The organism is Roseovarius sp. EC-HK134, from assembly GCF_902498815.1.
GTDB lineage: Bacteria > Pseudomonadota > Alphaproteobacteria > Rhodobacterales > Rhodobacteraceae > Roseovarius > Roseovarius mucosus_A.
This window is the reverse complement of the sequence record NZ_LR701544.1, coordinates 3,206,460-3,229,059: the sequence shown is the minus strand read 5'-3', so window position 1 is coordinate 3,229,059 and position 22,600 is coordinate 3,206,460. Positions and strand designations below refer to the sequence as shown.

Annotated in this window: 23 protein-coding genes and 1 tRNA gene; 10 read left to right on the top strand and 14 right to left on the bottom strand. The window is 61.2% G+C overall.

All coding sequences use genetic code 11. The features are described 5' to 3' along the window. Positions 1-88 precede the first annotated feature (88 nt). A complete protein-coding gene (purN, locus tag GC127_RS19450; protein ID WP_151979255.1) occupies positions 89-682 on the bottom strand; it encodes a phosphoribosylglycinamide formyltransferase in 594 nt (197 codons plus the stop codon). Next, positions 679-1,725: a phosphoribosylformylglycinamidine cyclo-ligase gene (gene purM, locus GC127_RS19445; RefSeq protein ID WP_151979254.1), complete on the bottom strand. Its 1,047-nt coding sequence runs from the start codon at positions 1,723-1,725 to the stop codon at positions 679-681. Before purM ends, purN begins: the two co-directional genes overlap by 4 nt. A 112-nt stretch (positions 1,726-1,837) precedes the next feature. Here purM and GC127_RS19440 point away from each other — a divergent pair. Both GC127_RS19440 and GC127_RS19435 read left to right on the top strand, forming a co-directional pair. Beyond that, positions 1,838-1,914: transfer RNA gene (locus tag GC127_RS19440), tRNA-Ile, on the top strand. Positions 1,915-1,933: 19 nt separating this feature from the next. Then, positions 1,934-2,272, top strand: a complete 339-nt coding sequence (locus GC127_RS19435) for a TfoX/Sxy family protein (RefSeq protein WP_081506073.1) — start codon at positions 1,934-1,936, stop codon at positions 2,270-2,272. A 117-nt stretch (positions 2,273-2,389) separates the two neighbouring features. On the opposite strand, the gene GC127_RS19430 is transcribed toward GC127_RS19435, so the two are convergent. Next, positions 2,390-3,388 (bottom strand): GlxA family transcriptional regulator, encoded by a 999-nt coding sequence (locus GC127_RS19430; RefSeq protein ID WP_008280802.1) that lies wholly within the window; start codon positions 3,386-3,388, stop codon positions 2,390-2,392. A gap of 146 nt (positions 3,389-3,534) precedes the next feature. Here GC127_RS19430 and GC127_RS19425 point away from each other — a divergent pair, with 146 nt between their 5' ends. Beyond that, positions 3,535-4,182: a helix-turn-helix domain-containing protein gene (locus GC127_RS19425; RefSeq protein WP_008280801.1), complete on the top strand. Its 648-nt coding sequence runs from the start codon at positions 3,535-3,537 to the stop codon at positions 4,180-4,182. A gap of 125 nt (positions 4,183-4,307) precedes the next feature. Here the strand turns inward: GC127_RS19425 and GC127_RS19420 are convergent, their stop codons facing one another. From GC127_RS19420 to GC127_RS19405, 4 genes are read right to left on the bottom strand one after another with little or no spacing between them, the layout of a single operon-like run. Further along, the gene (locus GC127_RS19420) at positions 4,308-5,375 is read right to left on the bottom strand and encodes a DUF3445 domain-containing protein (protein WP_008280800.1); all 1,068 of its coding nucleotides are present in this window, start codon (positions 5,373-5,375) and stop codon (positions 4,308-4,310) included. Between the two features lie 13 nt (positions 5,376-5,388). Next, positions 5,389-6,375: a PDR/VanB family oxidoreductase gene (locus tag GC127_RS19415; protein WP_008280799.1), complete on the bottom strand. Its 987-nt coding sequence runs from the start codon at positions 6,373-6,375 to the stop codon at positions 5,389-5,391. Then, entirely contained in the window at positions 6,372-6,980 is a 609-nt protein-coding gene (dmmA, locus tag GC127_RS19410) for a dimethylamine monooxygenase subunit DmmA (protein WP_151979253.1), read from the bottom strand. The genes GC127_RS19415 and dmmA overlap by 4 nt, the downstream gene beginning before the upstream one ends. A gap of 55 nt (positions 6,981-7,035) precedes the next feature. Further along, a complete protein-coding gene (locus GC127_RS19405) occupies positions 7,036-8,181 on the bottom strand; it encodes an aminomethyltransferase family protein (RefSeq protein WP_008280797.1) in 1,146 nt (381 codons plus the stop codon). A gap of 248 nt (positions 8,182-8,429) precedes the next feature. Here GC127_RS19405 and GC127_RS19400 point away from each other — a divergent pair, with 248 nt between their 5' ends. The 6 genes from GC127_RS19400 (at position 8,430) to glnT (ending at position 14,511) form a co-directional block, all read left to right on the top strand. Further along, positions 8,430-9,803 carry an ammonium transporter gene (locus tag GC127_RS19400; protein ID WP_008280796.1) on the top strand — a complete coding sequence of 458 codons (1,374 nt, stop codon included), beginning with the start codon at positions 8,430-8,432 and terminating at the stop codon, positions 9,801-9,803. An 11-nt stretch (positions 9,804-9,814) separates the two neighbouring features. After that, positions 9,815-10,030: a hypothetical protein gene (locus GC127_RS19395; RefSeq protein ID WP_151979252.1), complete on the top strand. Its 216-nt coding sequence runs from the start codon at positions 9,815-9,817 to the stop codon at positions 10,028-10,030. Positions 10,031-10,178: 148 nt separating this feature from the next. Then, complete coding sequence (locus tag GC127_RS19390; protein WP_008280794.1) at positions 10,179-11,075, top strand: glutamine amidotransferase family protein; 897 nt, start codon at positions 10,179-10,181, stop codon at positions 11,073-11,075. 1 nt (position 11,076) lies between these two features. After that, positions 11,077-11,754 carry a protein GlxC gene (locus GC127_RS19385; RefSeq protein ID WP_081506069.1) on the top strand — a complete coding sequence of 226 codons (678 nt, stop codon included), beginning with the start codon at positions 11,077-11,079 and terminating at the stop codon, positions 11,752-11,754. Positions 11,755-11,765: 11 nt separating this feature from the next. Continuing rightward, positions 11,766-13,109, top strand: a complete 1,344-nt coding sequence (locus tag GC127_RS19380; RefSeq protein WP_008280792.1) for an FMN-binding glutamate synthase family protein — start codon at positions 11,766-11,768, stop codon at positions 13,107-13,109. 73 nt (positions 13,110-13,182) lie between these two features. Beyond that, positions 13,183-14,511: a type III glutamate--ammonia ligase gene (gene glnT, locus GC127_RS19375; RefSeq protein ID WP_151979251.1), complete on the top strand. Its 1,329-nt coding sequence runs from the start codon at positions 13,183-13,185 to the stop codon at positions 14,509-14,511. 299 nt (positions 14,512-14,810) lie between these two features. On the opposite strand, the gene GC127_RS19370 is transcribed toward glnT, so the two are convergent. Together GC127_RS19370 and tdm are read right to left on the bottom strand one after the other, a co-directional pair. After that, entirely contained in the window at positions 14,811-15,251 is a 441-nt protein-coding gene (locus GC127_RS19370; protein WP_151979250.1) for a cyanoglobin, read from the bottom strand. A 45-nt stretch (positions 15,252-15,296) separates the two neighbouring features. Beyond that, positions 15,297-17,666: a trimethylamine-oxide aldolase Tdm gene (gene tdm / locus GC127_RS19365; RefSeq protein WP_151979249.1), complete on the bottom strand. Its 2,370-nt coding sequence runs from the start codon at positions 17,664-17,666 to the stop codon at positions 15,297-15,299. 145 nt (positions 17,667-17,811) lie between these two features. On the opposite strand from tdm, the gene GC127_RS19360 reads away from it, so the two are divergent. Further along, positions 17,812-18,663 (top strand): DMT family transporter, encoded by an 852-nt coding sequence (locus tag GC127_RS19360; protein ID WP_008280788.1) that lies wholly within the window; start codon positions 17,812-17,814, stop codon positions 18,661-18,663. Positions 18,664-18,700: 37 nt separating this feature from the next. On the opposite strand, the gene GC127_RS19355 is transcribed toward GC127_RS19360, so the two are convergent. Genes GC127_RS19355 through GC127_RS19335 form a run of 5 tightly spaced genes read right to left on the bottom strand, consistent with a single transcriptional unit; the run spans position 18,701 to position 22,563 of the window. Next, positions 18,701-19,312, bottom strand: coding sequence for a tetratricopeptide repeat protein (locus tag GC127_RS19355; RefSeq protein WP_254700167.1), 612 nt, complete (start codon positions 19,310-19,312; stop codon positions 18,701-18,703). Then, positions 19,263-19,970 (bottom strand): ABC transporter ATP-binding protein, encoded by a 708-nt coding sequence (locus tag GC127_RS19350; protein ID WP_008280786.1) that lies wholly within the window; start codon positions 19,968-19,970, stop codon positions 19,263-19,265. Before GC127_RS19350 ends, GC127_RS19355 begins: the two co-directional genes overlap by 50 nt. Beyond that, positions 19,960-20,727, bottom strand: a complete 768-nt coding sequence (locus tag GC127_RS19345) for an ABC transporter ATP-binding protein (RefSeq protein WP_151979248.1) — start codon at positions 20,725-20,727, stop codon at positions 19,960-19,962. Before GC127_RS19345 ends, GC127_RS19350 begins: the two co-directional genes overlap by 11 nt. Beyond that, the gene (locus tag GC127_RS19340) at positions 20,724-21,701 is read right to left on the bottom strand and encodes a branched-chain amino acid ABC transporter permease (protein WP_232279187.1); all 978 of its coding nucleotides are present in this window, start codon (positions 21,699-21,701) and stop codon (positions 20,724-20,726) included. Before GC127_RS19340 ends, GC127_RS19345 begins: the two co-directional genes overlap by 4 nt. After that, positions 21,694-22,563 (bottom strand): branched-chain amino acid ABC transporter permease, encoded by an 870-nt coding sequence (locus GC127_RS19335; protein WP_008280783.1) that lies wholly within the window; start codon positions 22,561-22,563, stop codon positions 21,694-21,696. Before GC127_RS19335 ends, GC127_RS19340 begins: the two co-directional genes overlap by 8 nt. Between the last annotated feature and the right edge of the window lie 37 nt (positions 22,564-22,600).

Genomic DNA, 22,600 nt, shown 5'->3' with positions numbered 1-22,600 from the left:
GGGTGATCTTTGCTCTTGTCTTGAATGCCCGGTTCTGTCCCCCGGCCCCAAGCTATAGAGAAGAACGCCAGAAATGCAACCGCTGCGCTCAGGGCAGATAGAGAGGCGCGCGATTGCCTTGGGCAAAGCGCCGCAGCACCGCAGGGTAAAGGATATGTTCCTGCACCAGCACCCTTTCCGCCAACGTGTCGGGCGTATCCGTTGCCAGCACCGGCACCCGCGCCTGCCCCAGAATGGGCCCCTCGTCCAATTCCGCTGTCACCTCATGCACGGTGCAACCCGCCTCCTGCTCGCCCGCCTCCAGCGCGCGGGCATGGGTGTGCAGCCCGCGGTACTTTGGCAAAAGCGAGGGGTGAATATTGATCATCCGCCCCTGCCAAGGTGTCACGAACCCCGCCGTAAGCACGCGCATGAACCCTGCCAGACAAATGATGTCGATGGTATAGGGCCGCAGCCGCGCGTCAATCTCCGCCTCAAACGCGGCGCGGTCACCGCCATGGGGCCGGTGATCCACAACCTCGGTCGCGATGCCCTGCGCCTTAGCCCAGGCAATACCGCCTGCATCCGCCCGGTTCGACAGCACCAGCGCAGGCCGCGCCGGATGCTCGCCTGTCATGCTCGTGACCAGGGCGCGCATGTTCGACCCGCCGCCCGAGAGAAAGATCGCGACGCGTTTGCTCACAAAAGACGGCCCCGATACGTCACACCCTTGCCGGGCACAACCTGCCCCAAACGGTGAACCGTCTCGCCTGCCTCGCGCAGCGCCCCCTCAATCGCCTCGGCCTCGTCCGCCGCAACCACGACAATCATGCCAATGCCGGAATTGAACGTCTTCAGCAGTTCTGCCTCGGCCATATTGCCCGTCTCCGCCAACCAGCGAAACACCCCCGGAAGCTGCCATGCGCCAAGGTCAATTTCGGCCCCCAGCCCCTCTGGCAACACCCGCGGCAGATTCTCTGTCAGACCACCGCCCGTGATATGCGCAAGACCGTGGATCCCGCCCGCCTGCAGCGCCGCCAGAACGGGGCGCACATAAAGCCGCGTGGGCGTCAGCAGAACCTCTCCCAGACTGCCCTCGGCCCAAGGACAGGCATCCGTCCAGCCCAGCCCCGACATCTCGACAATCCGGCGCACCAACGAATAGCCGTTGGAATGCACCCCGTCCGAGGCGAGCCCCAAAAGAACATCACCCTCCGCCACATGCGCCGGCAGTTCCGTGCCCCGCTCCATCGCACCCACGGCAAAACCCGCCAGATCGAAATCGCCCTTGGGATACATGCCCGGCATCTCTGCGGTCTCGCCGCCGATCAAGGCACAGCCAGAGCCTTCGCAGCCCCGCGCAATGCCCTCGATGATGCGCGTCGCCTGCTCCAGCTCCAGCTTGCCGGTGGCGAAATAATCAAGAAAAAACAGCGGCTCGGCACCCTGACAAATCAGGTCATTGACGCACATCGCCACCAGATCGACCCCCACGCCATCGACATGGCCCGTGTCAATCGCAATCCGAAGCTTGGTGCCCACCCCATCGGTCGCGGCCACCAGCACCGGATCAGAGAACCCGGCAGCCTTGAGATCAAAAAGCCCGCCAAAGCCACCAAGCCCCGACATGACGCCCGCCCTGTTGGTCCGCTTGGCCGCAGGCTTGATCCGTTCCACAAGCGCATTGCCCGCGTCGATATCGACGCCCGCATCGGCATAGGTGATCCCGTTCTGTCGCTCGGTCATGGCCTCAAGTCCCCATCGCTAGAATGCGCCACCCGTTAGCCGATTGGCCGCCGCTGCGCAATCTCAAAGCCTTGACCCTGCCGCGCCTCCAGCTTACCAGTTGCCTCAGGTCGGGCCTGTAGCTCAATTGGTTAGAGCAGAGCGCTCATAACGCTTTGGTTGGGGGTTCGAGTCCCTCCGGGCCTACCAGTTCAACGGATTGCCACCGATGCCCGCTCCTGTCTCGTCCATCCGCAATCTCGGCCCCGCCTCGGACGCAGGCTATGCCCGCGCGGGTATCCATGACGCCGACAGCCTGCGCGCCATGGGGGCTGATGCCGCCTATGAGGCGCTTTTGCGCAACGGCACGTCCCCGCATTTCATCGGCTACTATGCCCTTGTGATGGGCCTGCAGGGCAGACCGTGGAACGATTGCCAAGGGTCCGAAAAAATCGCGCTGCGCGCACGGTTTGACGCCATCAAGGCGCGGGTTTCCGGTGCCGGTGACGCGCCCGACAGCGCCATCGAGGCGATTCTGAACCAGATCGGCACGGGATTGCGCCGCTAGGCCACATTGCATCTGCTCGGGATCATATCGCCCCGGCGCCTCTTCCCCATCTCGGCGAGGTCCCGGGCCAAGCCCGGGACAGGTGTGGTTGAGATGGGGCGCACCGCGCCTTGGCCCTCAGACCGAGGGCACCGGCAGATTGCCTTTGACCCGCGTCAGGTTGATCCGCTGCCGATCCTCGCGCGGTGAAATGCCAAAGGCATCCCGGTAATGCCGCACCAACACCTTGGAACTGGCATAGCCCACGGCCTCTGCGATCTGCGCCATCGTGTCGTTGGAATACATCACGATCTGCCGCGCCGCCTTCATCCGCATGGCGCGGAAATAATTGGTCGGATTCTGGCCTGTCGCGCGCTTGAAACTGCGCTCCAGATGCCGAGGGGTGATGCCCAGATCTTCGGCCACCTCCGCCATCGACAGCGGGGCCGCCATATGCTGCGCCATCAGATCAATCGCCCGCGCCACCATCGGCGGCAGATCGGTGGCCCGCGCCCCCTCGCCCAGCACCGGCACCATTTGCTGCACGCCCGCCTTGCGCATCATCGGATGCTGGAACCAACAGGCCACTTCGGTGGCAATGCCCGCCCCTAGCGCTGTGTCGACCATATGCAGCGCCAGATCAAACGCCGCCGCCGCGCCTGAGGCGGTGACACAGCGTGGCGTGATCTCGATCACCTGATCCGAGGCCGGAACGCCGGGAAACTCGGCCAGAAAGGCCGCCTCATAGCACCAATGCACCGATAGCGCGACATCCGCCACCGCCCCGCTGCGCAAAAGCGGGAAGACACCACCACTGATCGCCCCCAGCACCGTGCCATGCCGCGCCATGCGTCGCAGATGCGCCGCAGAGCGTGCATCGGCAAACCGGCTGGTGGGGGCCGACAGCAGCAGCAGGTAATCGCAATCATCGGTCTCGGACAGCCGCCGACCGGGCTCAAACCCGATGCCAGCGCTCGACATGACGCGCTCCGCGCCTTCAGCCACCAAATCCCAGGCAAATGTGCGATGTCCCGAGATTTCATTGGCCGCGCGCAACGGCTCGATCACCGAGGTCAGGCATGACATCGGAAAGCCCGGAAAGATCAGGAACCCTATTCGGATCACGCGCTGTGTCATCTCGGTCGGCCTTTTGCCCTTAGCGCTTTTGCCTCTACGTAACATTTTCCACTTGGGAAAAAATTATGCAATATGGTGAAGAGCATAAGGTAAAATAGACATTCTGGCATTTTCGATCCGCCCGGCCTAAATCTGAGAGGAAAACAATGAGCATCATGGAACCCGCGAAATTGGTCAAACTGACTCAGGACCCTCATAAGCTGCGCGACGAGCGTGAAAAAGTGCTTGAGGTTGCCATCGGCCGCGAGGTGCGCGCCTATCGCAAGAAACAGAACATCACCGTGGCCGAGCTTTCGAACATGACCGAACTTTCCATCGGCATGCTCTCCAAGATCGAGAACGGCAACACCTCGCCCTCGCTGACCACGCTGCAAACACTGGCCCATGCGCTTTCGGTGCCGCTGACCGCGTTTTTCAAGGAATACGAAGAACGCCGCGAGGCGGTGCATACCAAGGCGGGCCAAGGCGTCGAGATCGAGCGCGCCGGCACCCGCGCCGGCCATCAATACAATCTCTTGGGTCACATCGGATCGAACAGCAGCGGCGTTATGGTCGAGCCCTATCTGATCGAACTCAACTCCGAATCCGACACGTTCAAGACCTTTCAGCATGAGGGGATCGAGATGATCTACATGCTCGACGGCGAAGTCGGCTATCGCCATGGCAACGAGACCTATCACCTTACCCCCGGCGATACCCTGTTTTTTGATGCCGACGCCCCGCACGGGCCGGACCAGTTGATCCGTTTCCCGATCCGGTATCTGTCAATCATCAGCTATCCCCAGAAAAGCTGAGGCTTGAGGGAACGGTTGCTTGCCTTAACCGCAAACAATGAGGTGCGCGGTTCGCTAGGCCGCGGAACAGCCCGGCGATCCGCGCAGGGAATTGGGGCACCCTTGGCAACAGCCACCGCACCCCCTCACTTTTGTAACGGCGGCTCTGTCTCCAGATCTGGCCAGATACCGGGGCTGGTGGGCAGGCCATCGTCATACTGGCTCAGATACTCGATCATCATCGGGCGATTGGCGATGAACCCCTTATAGGTCGCCAGTTCCTCGGGCAGATCGCGCACCACACGGTGCAACCGGCGGCCCCATTTCGGCACGCTGACAACATCCTGAAACGCAATCAGATAGCACCGGATCGGAAACAGCAGCGCATTGGACCGCGGCAGCCGGAAAAACGTCTGCAACTCCACCCGCAAATGCTGTTTCGCGCCGATGTTCTCGGGCGTCAGCGTGGTCTTTTGCACACCCCATTTGTGGTAGTTCTCGGGGCTGGTATCCAAGAGCGGATTAACCGTCATCGTCCAGTTCAGCCGCCGCGCGGGCGCGCCTTGCTGCACATTAAGCAGGAATTTCAGCGCGCGCTGGAAAATCCCCATCTCATGCGCCAAGGGCACCGGCGCGTGCCATTCAAAGAAATTCATGCCGATATCGAAATCAAGCGACCAATCCGCCTGTGTCGTGACCATCCCGGCATCCATCCACAGCATCTCGTCGCGCTGATCGAGTACCGCGAAATCGCCCTGCGTCTGGCGGGTGATATATTCCAATGGGCCGCAGGGCAGCGTGGTTGGGTCAAGAAAGGTGAAACTGTGGTCGATCCCCATCGGTTTGTTGATCCAGCGCCAGCGGTTGCCATCGCGGTGCAGTTCAAAGAGGTCGGGGTAATCCTCGGCCTTGCAGGTCATGATAAGCTCGAGCACGTCCCACCCGGCCAGCGTCATATGCGGCAAAGATTGACAGCGCAGCGGATCATCGGCCAGCACCAGCGCCCGGTCGCGCATCTCTGACAGGTAATGCTCGTCGACATCGAACCGCTTTTCATAGACCGAGCCCGCAGGCCCGCCGCGATGCTGCTCCATATTGACCGAATACATATAGCTGTCTTCGTGGAACGGGAACGGGAACCGCTTGATCGCCCAAGCCGAATTGCGGAACGAATAATCGTCGCGGAAGGTCTCGTTATTGAACTGAATGGTCATCTCGCGTGGCTCCTTATCGGTCCAGAACCAGCGTCTTGCCGATGAAACGGCTGACGCAGGGCATGATTTTCTTGCCGCTGGCATGATCGGCCTCGTCCAGCCAGTGATCGCGGTGCACGATTTCGCCGTCCACCTCGACCACATCGGTCTCGCATTGGCCGCAGGCCCCGCCGCGACAGAGGAACGGCGCATCAACCCCGGCCCGCTCGATCGCCTCGAGCAGGCTTTCGTGCTCGCCCACCTGAATCACCAGATCGGATTTGCACAGCCGCACTTCAAACGGCGCACCAGGTTGCGGCGCAAGGAATTCCTCGGAATGCACCGCCTCTTCGGGCCAGCCAAGGGCAGCGGCACGGGTCTTGACCCAAGTGATCATCCCCTTGGGACCACAGACATAAATATGCGTGCCCAAAGGTTGCCCGCTCAAGAGATCATCGAGCGGAATCGCCTGCTCCTGATCGTCGTAATAGACATGCGCCTTGTTGGGATACTTGCCCCGCAGCTCATCGGCATAAGTGCCAAGTGCGGCACTCCGGCAGGCATAATGCAATTCCCAATTGCCATTCGATTGCTCCAACTGCGCGATCATCGCCATAAAGGGAGTGATCCCGATGCCACCGGCAAAGAACACATGCTTGCGCGCCCGCAAATCCAGCGGGAAAAGGTTGACCGGATAGGTGATGGTCATCGCATCACCCGGTTTGACATGGCGATGCATATAGAGCGAGCCACCCCGCCCCTCGTCATCGCGCCGCACCGAAATGGCATAAAGGGAACGATCACCGGGATCAGACATCAGCGAATAGGGGTTAAGCCGCGTGCGCCCCTCGTCGTGCATTTCCACGACCGTATGGGCGCCCGCCGAAAATGGCGGAAACTCTGCCCCGTCCGGGCGGCGAAATTCAAACCGCGTCACCAGCTCATTCACCGGCACCACAGCGGCGACAACCACCTCGATCTTTTCAGCCCCGGCGCGGGCCTTTTGGGGGGCGGCGCTCATGAATAAATCTCCTTCGCAGGGGGGATATTGCCGGGGTCTTCGGCATCGATGCACACGCCCTGAAAGGCCGCCAACCGGCGCGAATAGTGATCGCGCACAAAGAGGTTGAGGCCGCAATGCGAACACACAAAGGGATCGGTGGTCACATCCTCGGTGATCCCCTTGCAATGCACACATTGCATGCGCCGTGCGGTGGAGCCGCGATGCTCGGTCTGAATGGCGCTATGCGGAATACCCGCCGTCACCGCCTCATTCATCGCCTGCCCCATCAGCCCTTCTGTCCCCGCAAGATAGACCTGCAAGCCCATATGCGCATCCGACAACACCCGCCGCAGCCGCGGCACCGAAGCGGCATAGCTTGGCCCGACATAAAGCTGCGCCGGACCGGCCGCGCGCAGCTTCTCCACATAGGTCTCGCCCGTGCCCTTGGGGATATAAAGGACATGCGTCTTGGCCATCAGCCCCGCATCCTGCGCGGCCAGATCCAACAGCGCCTCAGCCCCCTCGGCATCGGCGATCATCAGATGCGCCTTGCCCGGTCGCGGGGCCAATGTGCCATAGACCGGGCGGCTGGCGATACTCTCCGGAAACTGGAATTTCGACATCTTCGCGTCTGCTCCCTTTCGCGTCATTAGAGCCAAAGGCCCGTGGGCCAAGGGGTTACCCCTTGGCCGCGCGGATCAGCTTGTCCTTGTCATAGAACGGCATCTCTTCGGCTACGCAACCGACCTCGGTGCCATCCGCATAGCGCACGCTCATCTTGGTGCCCGGCACAGCGCAGTCAACCGGCATCCGCGCGATCCCCACGTTATACCCGTTGAGGTTTGAATTCAGACCAAAGGTCACCACACCGACAACCTCGCCATCCTTCAACAGCGGCGCGCCCATATCCGCCGCGCGCTTGCCCTCAAGCCGCACGCCGTAGATTTTGAAACGCTCTTTTCCCTTCAGCGCATAGTGGTTTTCCGAGCCGCGGAACCCGGTCTTGCCCGGCGAGACGGTGAAATCAAGCCCCAGCTCCCACAGCGTATCGCCGCACAGATCGTCCTTGAACGGGAAGGTCTCGGAATTGTCACCCGGATAGAACAGCAGGTAGCTTTCCGTGCGCAAGAGATCGAGGGTCGAGAATTGCACCGGCACGATGCCCATGTCCTTGCCCTCTTCCAGAATCCGATCCCAAATCTGGATCGCATGCCGGCCCTGACAGAAAATCTCATAGCCGCGCTCGCCGGTATATCCGGTGCGCGAGATCATTACCGGCAGATCAAACAGCTTGGTTTGCAGAATGCCGAAATAGGCCAGATTGCGAATGCCCGGCACGTGCTTTTCAAGGAAATCCACCGCGACCGGCCCTTGCAGCGACATATCGTGCAGGTCGTCATCAAACAGCATGGCGACATTCTTGCCATAGGCGGCCATCGCCAGCGTTTCGTGGCCAGTGCCGGTGCCATGCACCACCATCCAATGATTGACCGACAGGCGGTAAATCACGCAGTCGTCGATGAACTTGCCCGCATCATTCAGCATGCACGCATAAACCGCACGCCCCGGCATGATCTTGTCGACATTGCGCGTGGTGGCACGGTCGATCACGGCGGCGGCATGCGGCCCGACGATGTGCACTTTCTTGAGGCCCGACACATCCATCAGCCCCGCCTTGGTGCGGACTGCCAGATAATCCGCCTCGGCGCGCTCATCCGTGTGGTCATAGAACCATGCGGTGCCCATGCCATTCCAGTCGGTCAGCTCGCCACCGATCTCAGTATGACGCGGTGCGAGCGCAGATGTTCTGTAGATAATGGCCATGTCAGCCTCCCTGTCGGTGTTGTGTTTGGCGATATTCAGACGCAGATCGCAGCAAAAATCAATACTTTCATGCAGATTATTTTCCTGACGGGAATATATTTTTGCTGTATGCGCAAATAACGGTGGTCACGCCAAGTGAGCGAGGCTTCGATTCAAACTGGTTGACAGAGCGAGAAATCTTTGTCTCCCTTAGAAGAAAAAGTTTTCACCACCAATAAAACAACAAACTGCACAACAGGGAGAGTGCGATGAACGGCAACCTTGATGCGTTGACGACCATCTTCACCGAATTTTACTATTGGGTGACGGTCGTTTTCATGTTTCTGATCCACGTTGGGTTTTGCATGTATGAGGTGGGCGCCAGCCGCCGCCGCAACCACATGCATACGCTGATGAAAAACGTGATGGTGATTCCCCTCGTTACCGTGACCTTCTTCTTTTTCGGCTGGTGGATTTATTGGGCCTTCCCGATGTTCCCCTTCTTTGGCGGCCTGAATCATGAAATGGCGAGTGCCAATTTGCCATGGTCACCGAACATGGCCACCAACCTTGACGACCGGATCACCGGTGTGTTCTGGGCGGCCTTCCTGCTGTTTTCCTGGACCGCCGCTTCGATCGTGTCCGGCTCGGTGATCGAGCGGATTCGCTCCTCGGCGCTCTGGGTGCATGCGGTGCTGATCGGCTCGGTCTGGTGGATCATCGACGCGGCCTGGGGCTGGCACTATGACGGCTGGATGGTCAAATATCTGGGCTACCATGACGCCTACGCGTCTGGCGTGATCCATGCCATCGCGGGCGGCTATGCTCTGGGTGTGATCATGGTGCTGGGTCCACGGATCGGCAAATTCGCAGCCGACGGCACCCCGCGGGATATCCCGCCGCATAACCCTTGGATGCTGACCATCGGGATTTTCCTGATCTATACCGGCTTCTGGGGCTTTTATGCCGCCTGCAACGTGCCGCTCATCTCGCCCGAAGTCATTGGCGGCCAGATCACCGGCACCACCTGGACAGCCACAAATATCTACCTCGCGCCCACCTCGCTGTCGGCCATCACCTTCAACTTCCTGATGTCGCTCTCGGGCGGTCTGATGGCGGCCTACGTGGTGTCAAAGGGCGATGCCTTCTGGACGTTTTCGGGCGGTCTTGCCGGAATCATTACGGCCTCGGCAGGTAATGACCTCTATCATCCGGTTCAGGCCATGCTGGTCGGCGCGGTCGGTGTCGTGATCGTCTACAAACTGCACTTCTGGGTCGAGCGCCGCTTCAAGCTTGACGATGCTGTGGGCGCTGTTGCCGTGCACGGGTATTCCGGCGTGGTCGGCCTGATCATCGCGGGCTTCCTGCTCTGGGGCGCACCCTCCTCTCCGTTTGAGGGCTACGCGACAATCAACCCGCTAGGTCAGACCCTTGGTGCGGTGATCATGTTCTTCTGTCTGGGCTTCCTGCCCGCCTTCATCGTGGCCAAGATGCAGGCCGCCGCTGGCGTGCTGCGCATCCCGGTCGAAGTCGAATTGCAGGGTCTCGATTACGCAGAACACCACGCCTATGAGGATGCCATTGTTCAGGTCATCGAGGCCGACAAGGCCTATCTCAACACCAAACCAACCCCCGCAGAATAAGGATAAGGCACATGTCTACAATCGGATACGAATCCTGGGCAGTTGATCTTGCCGAAGTTGGGCCCATCTACCCCTTCCAAGGGTATGAAATCCCGATGGTCGTGGCGGGTGTGATCTTCTGGCTCGCATGGCACCGCATTCAATTTGTCCGCGAAGGCGAACATCTGGACCAAGCGCGCAAGATGGGCGATCCTGAAAAGATCCGCAAACATCTCGAACGCTACTGATCCTGCTCTGATTTGCGCGGGCGATAGCCGCCCGCGCAAATACTTACAGGAAACTTTTATTCATTTGAGTTGCAGTCACCGGAGCCCGATGTTAGCCTCGGACTGAAGGGCCCCACGGGGCAGAATCACTAAAGTGGAGCAAACGCGAATGTGCGGGATTGTCGGACTTTTCCTGAAAGACAAAGCACTTGAACCCCAGCTTGGCAGCATGCTGACGGATATGTTGATCACCATGACGGACCGTGGCCCCGACAGTGCCGGGATCGCCATCTATGGTGCGCCCCAGGCGGGCCATGCCAAACTGACCATCCAGTCGGATACCGCTGCCCGCGATTTCGACGGTCTGGCAGAACGCCTGTCGTCCGAATTGGGCGCGCCGGTCACCCTGACCCGCAAGGATACCCATGCGGTGCTGGATTTCCCCGCCGACAAGGCCGCCGACACCCGCGCAGCGCTCGAGCGCCTCGTGCCCGGTGTGCGCGTCATGTCCGCAGGCGAAAGCATCGAGATTTACAAAGAGGTGGGCCTGCCCAAAGACGTGGCCGCCCGCTTTGAGATTTCCGCAATGAGCGGCACCCATGGAATCGGCCATACCCGCATGGCCACCGAGTCGGCTGTGACCACGATGGGCGCGCATCCCTTCAACACCGGGGCTGATCAATGCCTTGTGCACAACGGGTCGCTCTCCAACCACAACTCCCTGCGCCGCAAACTGCTGCGTGAAGGCGTGCGGATCGAGACCCAGAACGACACCGAGGTTGCCGCCGCCTATCTCACATGGAAAATGCGCGAAGGCGCAACGCTGGGCGAAGCGCTGGAAAGCTCGCTGGTCGATCTCGATGGCTTTTTCACCTTCGTGGTCGGCACCGAGGATGGGTTTGGCGTGGTCCGCGATCCCATCGCCTGCAAGCCCGCCGTCATGGCCGAGACCGATCAATACGTGGCCTTCGGCAGCGAATATCGCGCCCTCGTCAACCTGCCGGGCATCGAACAGGCCCGCGTCTGGGAACCCGAGCCCGCAACCGTCTATTTCTGGAAGCACTGACATGCAGACATTTGACCTAGCAGCCGATGGGCTGCGCAGCCTCAATGCCACCCTTCAGGCCCAGGCCAATGAAACCAACCAAACCGGTTGGGATATCATCAATCCGCGCGGCAGCCATGCCATCGCCGTCGGGCTCGACGCCCCTATCGAGGTGCATGTCATGGGCTCGACCGGCTACTATTGTGCCGGCATGAACAAACAGGCGACCGTGCATGTGCATGGCTCTGCCGGTCCGGGTGTTGCCGAAAACATGATGAGCGGCACCGTGATCGTCGAGGGCGACGCCAGCCAATATGCCGGGGCCACCGGCAATGGCGGCACGCTTGTCATCAAGGGCAATGCCTCGTCGCGCTGCGGTATCTCGATGAAGGGTATCGACATCATCGTGCATGGCAACATCGGCCATATGTCCGCCTTCATGGCGCAATCCGGCAATCTCGTGGTCTGCGGCGATGCGGGCGACGCGCTTGGCGACAGCCTCTATGAGGCGCGGTTGTTCGTGCGCGGTTCCGTGAAATCGCTGGGTGCGGACTGTATCGAGAAAGAGATGCGCCCCGAACATCTCGAACTTCTTGCCGAGTTGCTGGAACGTGGCGGCTGTGACGCCAAACCAGAAGAGTTCAAGCGCTACGGCTCGGCTCGCCAGCTTTATAACTTCAAACCTGACAACGCATACTGAGGGCTCAGACCATGAAAGACGAGACCCACGGCGCTCCGCGCACCCAGCCGATCCAATCGGCAACCTTCACGCAGTCGATCAACGCCGAAATCCGGCGTGCGGCGGCCACCGGCATCTATGACATTCGCGGCGGCGGTGCCAAGCGCAAGGTGCCGCATTTCGATGACCTGCTCTTCTTGGGCGCGTCCATCTCGCGCTACCCGCTCGAAGGCTACCGCGAGCGCTGCGATACCTCGGTGACCCTTGGCACCCGCTTTGCCAAAAACCCCATTCATCTCGACATCCCGGTCACCATCGCGGGCATGAGCTTTGGCGCGCTCTCTGGCCCCGCCAAAGAGGCGCTTGGCCGTGGGGCCACGCTGGCAGGCACCTCGACCACCACCGGCGACGGCGGCATGACACCCGAAGAGCGCGGCCATTCCAAGAAACTGGTCTATCAATATCTGCCCTCGCGCTATGGCATGAACCCTGACGACCTGCGCCGCGCCGATGCAATCGAAGTGGTGGTGGGCCAAGGGGCCAAACCCGGCGGCGGCGGCATGCTCTTGGGTCAGAAAATCTCGGACCGCGTCGCGCAGATGCGCAACCTCCCCAAGGGGATCGACCAGCGCTCGGCTTGCCGTCACCCCGACTGGACCGGCCCCGACGATCTGGAAATCAAACTGCTGGAACTGCGTGAAATCACCGGCTGGCGGGTGCCGATCTATATCAAGGTCGGCGGTGCACGCCCCTATTTCGACACCACGCTCGCGGTCAAGGCGGGGGCCGATGTGGTCGTGCTCGACGGGATGCAAGGCGGCACAGCGGCCACGCAGGACGTGTTCATCGAACATGTGGGCCAGCCCATCCTCGCCTGTATCCGCGAAGCGGTGCGCGCGCTCCAAGATCTCGGCATGCACCGCGAAGTGCAGTTGATCGTATCTGGCGGCATCCGCACCGGGGCCGATGTGGCCAAATGCATGGCGCTTGGCGCGGATGCGGTGGCCATCGGCACGGCGGCCCTGATCGCGCTTGGCGACAATGACCCCAAGTGGGAGTCCGAGTATAACAAGCTGGGCACCACCGCAGGTGCCTATGACGACTGGCACGAAGGCAAAGACCCCGCAGGCATCACCACCCAAGACCCCGAGTTGATGAAGCGTTTCGACCCCATCGAAGGGGGCCGCCGCCTCAACAACTATCTCAAGGTGATGACGCTCGAGGCGCAGACCATCGCGCGCGCCTGCGGCAAAAGCCACCTGCACAATCTCGAACCAGAGGATCTGTGCGCCGTGACGATGGAGGCCGCCGCCATGGCAAAGGTGCCGCTCGCCGGCACCGATTGGTGGCCCGGCAAACCCGGCACCAGCTTCTGATCCTCCGCCAGGCGTGGCCCCACGGGCCACGCCCGCCAACATCCGATAACACATGACAACAGGGACCGAAAAAATGACCAGTGATCTGGCGAAATTTGCCAAGGACAAGGGCGTAAAATACTTCATGATTTCCTACACCGATCTGTTCGGTGGACAGCGCGCCAAGCTGGTGCCGGCAGAGGCGATTGCCGACATGCAAGAGGACGGTGCCGGTTTTGCAGGCTTTGCCACCTGGCTTGATCTGACGCCCGCGCATCCCGACATGCTGGCCGTGCCAGACCCCGCGTCGGTCATCCAACTGCCGTGGCAACGCGATGTGGCATGGGTCGCCGCCAATTGCGTCATGGACGGCAAAGACCTGCCCCAAGCGCCGCGCAACGTGCTGCGCCGCCTCATTGCCGAGGCCGAAGCCGAAGGCATGCATGTCAAAACCGGCATCGAGGCCGAATTCTTCCTCCTGACCCCCGAGGGCGATCAGATCAGCGATCCCTTCGATACCAGCGGCAAGCCCTGCTATGACCAGCAGGCGGTGATGCGGCGCTATGACGTGGTGCGCGAGATTTGCGATTACATGCTGGAACTGGGCTGGGAACCCTACCAGAACGACCACGAAGATGCGAATGGCCAGTTCGAGATGAACTGGAAATATGATGACGCGCTGGACACAGCCGACAAACATTCCTTCTTCAAATTCATGACCAAATCCGTCGCGGAAAAGCACGGCTTCCGCGCCACCTTCATGCCCAAACCCATCGAAGGCATGACCGGTAATGGCTGTCACGCGCATATCTCGGTTTGGGATGGCCCCGGCAAACAGGCCAAGACCAACGTCTTTGCAGGCAAAGGCGAAGGCCAGACCGGCGAAGTCGGCCTGTCAGAGCGCGGCAAGCATTTCCTGGGCGGCATCATGAAACATGCCAGCGCGCTTGCGGCGATCACCAACCCGACCGTCAACAGCTACAAGCGGATCAACGCGCCCCGCACCATTTCAGGTGCCACATGGGCCCCCAACTCGGTCACATGGACCGGCAACAACCGCACCCATATGGTGCGCGTCCCCGGCCCCGGCCGGTTCGAGCTGCGCCTGCCCGATGGCGCGGTCAATCCCTATCTTCTGCAGGCCGTGATCATCGCGGCGGGCCTCTCGGGCATCCGCTCCAAGGCTGATCCCGGCAAGCGTCACGATATTGATATGTATGCCGACGGTCACAAGGTGCGCGGCGCGCCCAAACTGCCGCTCAACATGCTTGACGCGCTGCGCGAATATGACAAAGACAAAGAGCTCAAAGCGACCATGGGCGAAGATTTCTCCGCCGCCTATCTCAAGCTGAAGCGCCAGGAATGGAATTCCTTTGTCAGCCATTTCACCAAATGGGAACGCGACAACACGCTTGATATCTGAGGGCGTGACACACCAGATAACAGGCCCGCGCAAGAGATTGCGCGGGCCATTTTTGTTTGAGTTGCGCGCGCGAACTACGCAATTGGGTTTTACACGTGCTGTGTGTTCCCGCGCGGAACAAGGCGCGGAACGCGCCGCCGCGCGGATCGCTGGGCCGTCCCGCGGCCTAGCGATTTTGAGACGAAACACCATACTGTCACGTTAGACAGACGTTGCTGGGATTAAGTGCCAGTTTACGCCGTTGCTTCGCTAGTCCCCGGCCCAGCGACCGCGCGGCTCACAACTTAGCCACGCGCCCCTCACGCCCCCGACACCGGGCACCCCTGCCCCAGGTGACCAGCCTCTTCCCGCCAATCCGGCACTGTGTTGATCAGCATATGTGCCGCACGGTGCAAGACCGCGCGAAATCGCTCGACCACCGGCCCTTCCATACCCTCAGCGCGCAACGCCGCGTCGAATGTCTCCAGCCACATGGTCACATCCGCCTGCCGGATCGGCACATGCGCGTGAATCTCGCGCAGGTCCATATGCCCGAACCGCTCGCGATAATACGCGCGTCCCCCCAGAAACCCCGACAGGAATTCAAACTGCGTCTGGCGCGTATGCTCCAACCCATGCCCGCGAAAATGCAAGCGGTGCAGCGCATGCACCGCAGGGTCCTGCTCCATCCGGTCGTAGAACGTCCGGACCAGATCCCGCAGCCGCGCTTCGCCGCCAATATCGTCAAGGGCTGTGCTCATGGTCCCCACTCTCGCAACCCTGCACGCCGCCTGCCTTGACCGAAATCAAGAGCGCGGTTTGGTCTTTTGCGGATCGTAATGGGCAAAGGGCACCACCTGCGCGGGCAAACGTTTCTGCTGCCCGTCAAGCTTGCCGATCTCAACGGCTGTGCCCACCGCATGATGCGCCACATCAAGCCGCGCCAAGGCGATATTCTTGCCCAAAAGCGGCGAGCGCATCGAGGATGTCACCTCACCAATCTGCGCCCGACCGATATGAACACAATCGCCATGGCCCACCGCCACATTGCTGTCGATGTCGAGGCCCACCAATACCCGCGCCGGATGTTCCTTGCGCCGAATAAGCGCCTCGCGCCCGATGAAATCATCCGGTTTTGATTTCAACGGCACGGTAAACCCGATGCCCGCCTCGAACGGATCGGTCTGATCGCTGAAATCATAGCCCGCAAAGATCAGCCCCGCCTCGATCCGCACCATATCCAACGCTTGCAGGCCCATGGGCGTCAGCCCGTGATCCTTGCCCGCCGCCCAGACCGCATCAAAGACCTCGACCGCATGTTTGGGGTGACAGAAAATCTCATAGCCCAACTCGCCCGTATAGCCGGTGCGCGACACCACCACAGGCACGCCGTCGTGATCGCCAATGCGCGCGGGCGCGAAGCGGAACCAGCCCAGCTCTTCAAACTTGGGCTGATGCGGCGCGGTCCAGATCACCTTTTTCAAAAGATCGCGGCTCTCCGGCCCCTGCACGGCGATATTGTGCTGCATATCGGTGGACGAGCGCACCAGCACCTTCAGCCCCAGTTCCTGCGCCTTTTCGCGCAACCATTCGCCACCATAATCACTGCCGCCAATCCAGCGGAAATTGTCCTGCCCCAAACGGAACACCGTGCCGTCGTCGATCATGCCCCCATGCGGATAGCACATCGCGGTATAGACCACTCCGCCCACCGGCAGTTTCTTGATATCGCGGGTAAAGACATACTGACACAGCGCCTCGCTATCCGGCCCGGTGATCTCGAACTTGCGCAGCGCGCTCAGGTCCAGCACCACGGATTTCTGGCGGCAGGCGTGATATTCCTCGATCGGTCCGGCGCTCGACATGGCACTAGCCAGCCAGAAACCGTTATACTCGATGAAATTCTCGGTGAACCGCGCGAAACACGGGTGAAATCCTGTCTGTTTGGTCATTTTTGGCTCCGCGTCGGGGGTGGGCCGATAGGCCACCGATCTTTGAAAGGTTTCCTTGCCGCTATAGGTGCGCACATGGATATCCGTGGGATTCCAGCCATTTGCGGCGGTGGTGTCATCCGGACAGGCCGAACTCACACACACGAGATCCGTCAAGGCGCGAAGCAGCACATAGTCCCCCGGTCGCGTCCAGGGCTCATCGGTATACAGCACCCCATGCGCGTCAATGCCGGTGTTGAAGAAGAAATTGATCGCCATCCAGCCCGCGCGCCCCGTCACCCCATGCGGGGCCAAAGCGCCGTTGAAATTATCCGAACAATTCACATGCCCCGGATAGCCGATATCGTCGTAATATTTCGCCGCACAGGCCAGCGCAAAGGCATCATGCCGCCCGACCGTGTCCTGCACCACCTCGACCAGCGGCAACATATCCTGATCATAGTATTTCGCATGCAGCCCCGGCATTGGATAGGCATGGCCCATCAGCGTGCGGGTCGTGGTGACATCCAGCGCATGCTCGATGCCCTTGTCCAGCTTGCGCGCGGCAAAACACTGGAAATCGGTGCATTGCCGCCCGTCCACATCAAGGATCTGGATATAATCCCCGGCTTTGACGAAATAGGCCTCAGCCGTGGCCGAATGCACCCGCAAATCCGTCACCGGATCGGCCAGCGGATCGGGCAATTCAAAGCGCGCAGCGGATTTCAGCTTGGCGCGCGTGACCCAAACCGTGAGCGGCGTCGCGGTATCCTGTGCTGCGAAATCCATGATCCCGCCGGGGGCCGCGATCACCGCCACCCCGTCGCGCTGCACGGTGAATTCCGCCGCATCCTCGGCCGGGCTCATGCTGTTAAACACATCCACCGTCCGCACCCGCGCCAGATCCATGCCGCGCGCCTCAAGGCCCATGCGCAAACCGCGCAATGATGTCTCGGACCCAGCAAGCAAGGCCTTCAGCCCGGCCGCATCGCCCGTGCCCGCCTCGCCCAGAATACCGGGATCCACCGTTCCATCCGGCCCCGCCGCCACGATCTCACAGCGTTGCCCGCCTTCGGTATTCACCACCCGCAGGCGATCCCCCGCTTCGATCCGGATTAGGATTGCACCCGCGCCGTCGACCACATAGCGTTCCGTCCCAGGAGGCAACGCAAACACCCGCGGCTCGACAATCACACTTGGCCGGGGCGGCCCCGCCTGAACCTCGGGATAGCTCGTTTCCAACACCTCGGACCTCCTTTTTCCCTGCAAGCTATTTGCATAAGCGGAATATTTATTTAACAATAAGAATATCGCAAGCCAGCCTTGCCAGCAACATGAAACCCGAACCAGAGCCAGAATTGTCAGCCCTCGACAAAGGACCAGACCTAAAATGACTGCGTTGATCTTGGGGCTTGTCGCAGCCCTCGCTTGGGGCACCCATGATGTTTGCGTGCGTTATGTCAGCCAAAACAATGGCATTTTCGCGCCGCTCGTCTGGGTTCTGGCCTTCGGCCTTATCATCGTGACACCGATCAGCGCCTATGCTGGGCTGCACGCGCCCGAGGGGGGCGACATCGGCTTGGCGGTTTTGGCTGGTCTTTGCTTTGGCGTTGGCGGCACCGCGCTCTACCGCGCCTTTTCTATCGGCCCGGTGCGGCTGGTGGCGCCGGTGATCGGGGCCTATCCGATTCTCTCGGTGGGCTGGGCCAGCCTCAATGGCGCGCCCACGACAGCGCTCGAATGGATCATGGTCGGCCTCATCATCTGCGGCGTGGCCTACATCGCCCAGAGCGATGCCGGTCACGACCATGCCGAGGCCCCAAGCCCCCTGCCCGCCATCGCCTGGTCGCTGCTGGCCGCCGTGGGCTTTGCCCTGACCTTCGCCATCGGGCACAAGGCCACGGCGACGGGCGGCGAATTGCTGCTCTTGGCCCCGACCCGCGCCGCCGCCCTTGTGGTGGTGTTGGGCTTTGCGCTCGCGCTGCGTGCGCCTCTCGCCCTCACCCGCCGCCACACGCCGCTGCTTATCTTGATGGGCACACTCGACGCGCTGGCCATCGGCTGCGTGATTGGCGCAGGTCAGACCGCGCGGCCCGAATTCGCCGCCATCGGCGCCTCGACCTTTGGCGTGATCACGGTGCTCTTTGCGGCCATCTTCCTGCGCGAACGCCTGCGCGGCTCGCAATGGCTGGCGGTGCTGGGCGTCTTTACCGCCATTGGCGTGCTTGGCGGCGGGCACTGACCCGCCGCTTTCCTCGGTCTTCACAGATGCAAAAACCTCAGCCCTCGGCGATCAACAACGCGGCGGCCAGAAATTTGCGCCCGTCATCGAACACCGGCGGCTTTTCCCCCCGCCACCGCGCAGAGATGGGCCGCTCGGGCCGCGCGCCCGCCAGCAACTGCCGCAACGCCTGATCACTGTCCGCGGCAATCGCGCGATAGCGCTTGCGCATATTGTCGTGGAACGTATCGCGGTGCAGCGCCTCCATCCGCAGATGAAACAAGGACGAGCGGCTGCGCGGCTTGAACACCAGTCCACCCGCCACCTCAGGCGCAGTCCGCCACAGGGTCAGCGCCCGCTTTTGCAACTGCTCCGCCCGCGCGCCCTGCCCGGCATCCCGCGCCAGTACCGCAAGATTGGCAAGGCTTGTCGCCCACCGCAAATCCCGCGCACCGAAAAACAGCCGCGCCACCCATCCGGCCCGCCGCAGCATCCGGGCTGCCCCCAAACGGTCGCCCGCCTGATAACAGGCACAGCCCGCCTCGGTCAGACGTTCCCAGACCAGATCAGCCCGCGACCAGCCCGCCGCCCGCGCCACCTGCATTTCGGCGTCGCCGCGCTCAAAGCCCCAGGTACGCGGCGCGAACATGTTCATTTCCACGAAGCTCATGGGCAGGCCCCTCCATTGCGGTGTTTCCGGTTTCCAACACATAGGCATGATGCGCCAGTTCCAACGCCAGTTCGGCATTCTGCTCCACCAGCACCACCGACAGCCCCTGCGCGTTGATCTCTTCGATGATCCGCGCGATTTCTTCGACGATCACCGGGGCCAGCCCCATCGACGGCTCATCCATCAGCAACAAACGCGGCTTTGACATCAGCGCGCGGCCAATTGCCAGCATCTGCTGCTCGCCCCCCGACATGGTCTGCGCCCGCTGCACCCGCCGTTCCCGCAGGCGCGGGAAACGGTCATAGACCTGCTCCAGATCGCGCTCGATCTCGGGCTTGTCGCGCCGCAGAAACGCGCCGGTGCGCAGATTTTCCTCAACCGTCATATCCTTGAAGATACGCCGCCCTTCGGGCACATGCGCGATGCCATGCGCCACCACCTTATGCGCGGGCAGATGATCAATGCGCGTCCCCTCAAACAGGATTTCCCCCGCCACAATCGGGATCATCCCCGACATGGCGCGCAGCGTCGTGGTCTTGCCCGCGCCATTGCCACCGATGATGGTCACGATCTTGCCCTCGGGCACGGCAATGGAAATATCGCGGATCGCGTTGATCTTGCCATAGTTGACGGCGATCTTGCGCATCTCAAGCAACATGGCGCGCGCCTCCCAGATAGGCCTCGATCACCGCCGGATGATGCCGGATATCCGCCGGCCCCCCTTCGGCCAGAAACTTGCCGAAACTCATGCAGGTGATGGTATCACACAGCCCCATGATCGCCTGCATGTCATGCTCCACCAAAAGGATCGTGATCCCATCCGCCTTGAGGCGGCGCATCAGCTCCATCATCTGCCGCGTCTCTTCAGGGTTCATGCCGGTGAATGGCTCATCCAGCAGCATCACATCGGGATGGCTGGCATAGGCCACCGCCAGCCCCAAAGCGCGCTGATGCCCATGCGACAGATCCCCGGCCCGCTCCTCGGCCAGATCGCCCAAACCAAAGAACTCAAGCGCTTCGCGCGCCCGCGCCTCTGCCCCACGCCGATCCTCGCGGTCCCAGCCGATGATCGCGGCAAAGATATTGGGCCGGAACGGCATATGCGTGCCCACCAGCGCGTTTTCCAACACCGTCAACTCGGCAAAAAGCGTCGAGTGCTGGAATGTCCGCACCACACCGCGCCGCGCCACCTCATGCATCGCTAGGCCGGAAATATCCTCGCCCCTGAGCAGGATTTGACCAGACGTCGGCGTATAGAACCCCGAGATCATGTTGAACGTGGTGGTTTTGCCCGCGCCATTAGGCCCGATCAGCCCATGGATACTGCCATGCGCCACTTTGAACGACAGCCCATCCACCGCCATCAACCCGCCAAAGCGCATGGTCAGGCCGCGCATTTCTAGAAAATCGGTCATGCTGCGGCCTTTCTATCGGGTTTCGCCGTGGCTTTGCGCGGCAGGATTTTCTGAACAATGCTCTCCAACCCATTGGGAAGAAACAGGATCGACAGGATCATGATGGCCCCGTAAAACAGCGGCCGCGCCTGTTCGAACCCCATCCCCCGCAGCACGACCTCATTGATCACCGTCAGCAGGACACAGCCCAGAATGGGGCCGTAAAACGTTGTCGTCCCCCCCACGATGGCCCAGGTCAGCACAAACACCATCACTTCGATGTCAAAGGAATTGGGGTTCACCGTGCCCACGTAATGCGCCTGAAGCGCCCCCGCGATCCCGGCAAAGCCCGAGGCGATGGCAAAGGCCAGCGTGCGATAGGCCCGAAGATTCACCCCCGACGCCTGCGCCAGCTTGTCCTGCCAATGCACCGCGTGAAAGGTCAGGCCCACGGGTGATTTCTCGATCCGCCACAGCACCCAGAGGCAGACAGCAACAATCGTCCCGGCAAAGTAGTAATAAGACACCGGCTCGAAGAAATCGAAACTGTAAAACCCAAGCGAGAAATCCGGCATCGGATCAATCCCCGAAATGCCACGCGCGCCCCCGAAGGGTTCGCGAAACCGCTTCCAGATCAGGCGGATGATCTCGCCCGCCGCGAAGGACCCGATCAGGAAATAAAACCCCTTCATCCGGAACAGCGGAAAGGACAAGAGCACCGCCAAAAGCGCCGCCGTAACCCCGCCCAGGATCATGCCCACCGGCACCGGCACGCCCAGGTTCTTGGTCATGAGAGCCGAGGCATAGGCCCCCACCCCCATGATCACCACATGCCCCAGCGACCATTCTCCAGTCAGCGTGAGCAACCGGTAGGACATGACCAAGAGGATATTGATCACCAGAAAGACAAGAATTTCCTGTTGCGAGAAACTCAGGCCATGCGGCAGCGCGATCAGCGCGGCAGCACCCAAAAGGAACATCACCGGCTTAAGCACGATCCGCACTCCCGAATAGGCCCGTAGGCTTGACGATCAGCACCACCAGCATAAGCGACAGACCCACGATATCGGCTACCACCCCATCCGAGAATGTGGTGACGAACGTATGGACAAAGGCATAGACCACCGAGGCGATGATTGCCCCCTCCAGCGACCCGACCCCGCCCACGATGATGACGATAAAGGCCGTGACAATCACCGAATGGCCCATATGCGGGTTGACCGAAACCAGCGGCGCCGTCAGCGCGCCCGCCACCCCCGCCAGCGCCGCGCCGATGAACATGGCGATGCGCGCGGTTTGCGTGATCGAAATCCCCTGCAACGCCGCCGCCTCCGGATCTTGTGCCGAGGCGCGCAGCGCCCAGCCAAACCGCGTCCGCTTTAGGAAATACCACAGCGCGCTCAACAAAACGACCGCCGCCACGATCACATAGATGCGCGCCACCGGTAGCCCCACCTTGTCAGAGATGCGCCAGACCTCTTGTGTCACGGGCGGAATATGCTCCATCCGCACGCCAAACCCCATCACCGCCAGCGATTGCAGGATCATCAGAAACCCGATCGAGGCCACCAGACCGCCCAGCGGATTGCCCTTGAGCGGTCGAAACAGCCCGCGCTCCATCACAAGCCCCAGCATGCCCACAAAGATCATGCCAATGGGCACAGCCACAAAGAACGGCAGGTGCATGTCAGCATAAAGCGCCACCACCGCATAGGCCCCGGCCATGAACAACTCGCCATGGGCGAAATTGATCACGCCCATGACGCCAAAGATCAGCACAAGGCCAACGGCCACCAAAGAAATATAGCTTGCTGCATAGACGGCGTTCAGGCCGGTCTGCGCCAGGAGTTCCATCATCGGAATGCTCGAATTTTAGAGAGGAAGGATAACAGCG

What these genes read in the sequence shown, in the direction of transcription:
- GC127_RS19380 (WP_008280792.1), top strand. Translation starts at nt 11,766, where the DNA reads ATGAAAGACGAGACCCACGGCGCTCCGCGCACCCAGCCGATCCAATCG.
- GC127_RS19390 (WP_008280794.1), top strand. Translation starts at nt 10,179, where the DNA reads ATGTGCGGGATTGTCGGACTTTTCCTGAAAGACAAAGCACTTGAACCC.
- GC127_RS19385 (WP_081506069.1), top strand. Translation starts at nt 11,077, where the DNA reads ATGCAGACATTTGACCTAGCAGCCGATGGGCTGCGCAGCCTCAATGCC.
- GC127_RS19430 (WP_008280802.1), bottom strand. Translation starts at nt 3,388, where the DNA reads ATGACACAGCGCGTGATCCGAATAGGGTTCCTGATCTTTCCGGGCTTT.
- purM (WP_151979254.1), bottom strand. Translation starts at nt 1,725, where the DNA reads ATGACCGAGCGACAGAACGGGATCACCTATGCCGATGCGGGCGTCGAT.
- GC127_RS19345 (WP_151979248.1), bottom strand. Translation starts at nt 20,727, where the DNA reads ATGACCGATTTTCTAGAAATGCGCGGCCTGACCATGCGCTTTGGCGGG.
- GC127_RS19420 (WP_008280800.1), bottom strand. Translation starts at nt 5,375, where the DNA reads ATGACCATTCAGTTCAATAACGAGACCTTCCGCGACGATTATTCGTTC.
- GC127_RS19355 (WP_254700167.1), bottom strand. Translation starts at nt 19,312, where the DNA reads ATGAGCTTCGTGGAAATGAACATGTTCGCGCCGCGTACCTGGGGCTTT.
- GC127_RS19435 (WP_081506073.1), top strand. Translation starts at nt 1,934, where the DNA reads ATGCCCGCTCCTGTCTCGTCCATCCGCAATCTCGGCCCCGCCTCGGAC.
- GC127_RS19350 (WP_008280786.1), bottom strand. Translation starts at nt 19,970, where the DNA reads ATGTTGCTTGAGATGCGCAAGATCGCCGTCAACTATGGCAAGATCAAC.
- GC127_RS19400 (WP_008280796.1), top strand. Translation starts at nt 8,430, where the DNA reads ATGAACGGCAACCTTGATGCGTTGACGACCATCTTCACCGAATTTTAC.
- dmmA (WP_151979253.1), bottom strand. Translation starts at nt 6,980, where the DNA reads ATGTCGAAATTCCAGTTTCCGGAGAGTATCGCCAGCCGCCCGGTCTAT.
- GC127_RS19370 (WP_151979250.1), bottom strand. Translation starts at nt 15,251, where the DNA reads ATGAGCACAGCCCTTGACGATATTGGCGGCGAAGCGCGGCTGCGGGAT.
- GC127_RS19360 (WP_008280788.1), top strand. Translation starts at nt 17,812, where the DNA reads ATGACTGCGTTGATCTTGGGGCTTGTCGCAGCCCTCGCTTGGGGCACC.
- GC127_RS19425 (WP_008280801.1), top strand. Translation starts at nt 3,535, where the DNA reads ATGAGCATCATGGAACCCGCGAAATTGGTCAAACTGACTCAGGACCCT.
- glnT (WP_151979251.1), top strand. Translation starts at nt 13,183, where the DNA reads ATGACCAGTGATCTGGCGAAATTTGCCAAGGACAAGGGCGTAAAATAC.
- GC127_RS19415 (WP_008280799.1), bottom strand. Translation starts at nt 6,375, where the DNA reads ATGAGCGCCGCCCCCCAAAAGGCCCGCGCCGGGGCTGAAAAGATCGAG.
- GC127_RS19335 (WP_008280783.1), bottom strand. Translation starts at nt 22,563, where the DNA reads ATGATGGAACTCCTGGCGCAGACCGGCCTGAACGCCGTCTATGCAGCA.
- GC127_RS19405 (WP_008280797.1), bottom strand. Translation starts at nt 8,181, where the DNA reads ATGGCCATTATCTACAGAACATCTGCGCTCGCACCGCGTCATACTGAG.
- GC127_RS19395 (WP_151979252.1), top strand. Translation starts at nt 9,815, where the DNA reads ATGTCTACAATCGGATACGAATCCTGGGCAGTTGATCTTGCCGAAGTT.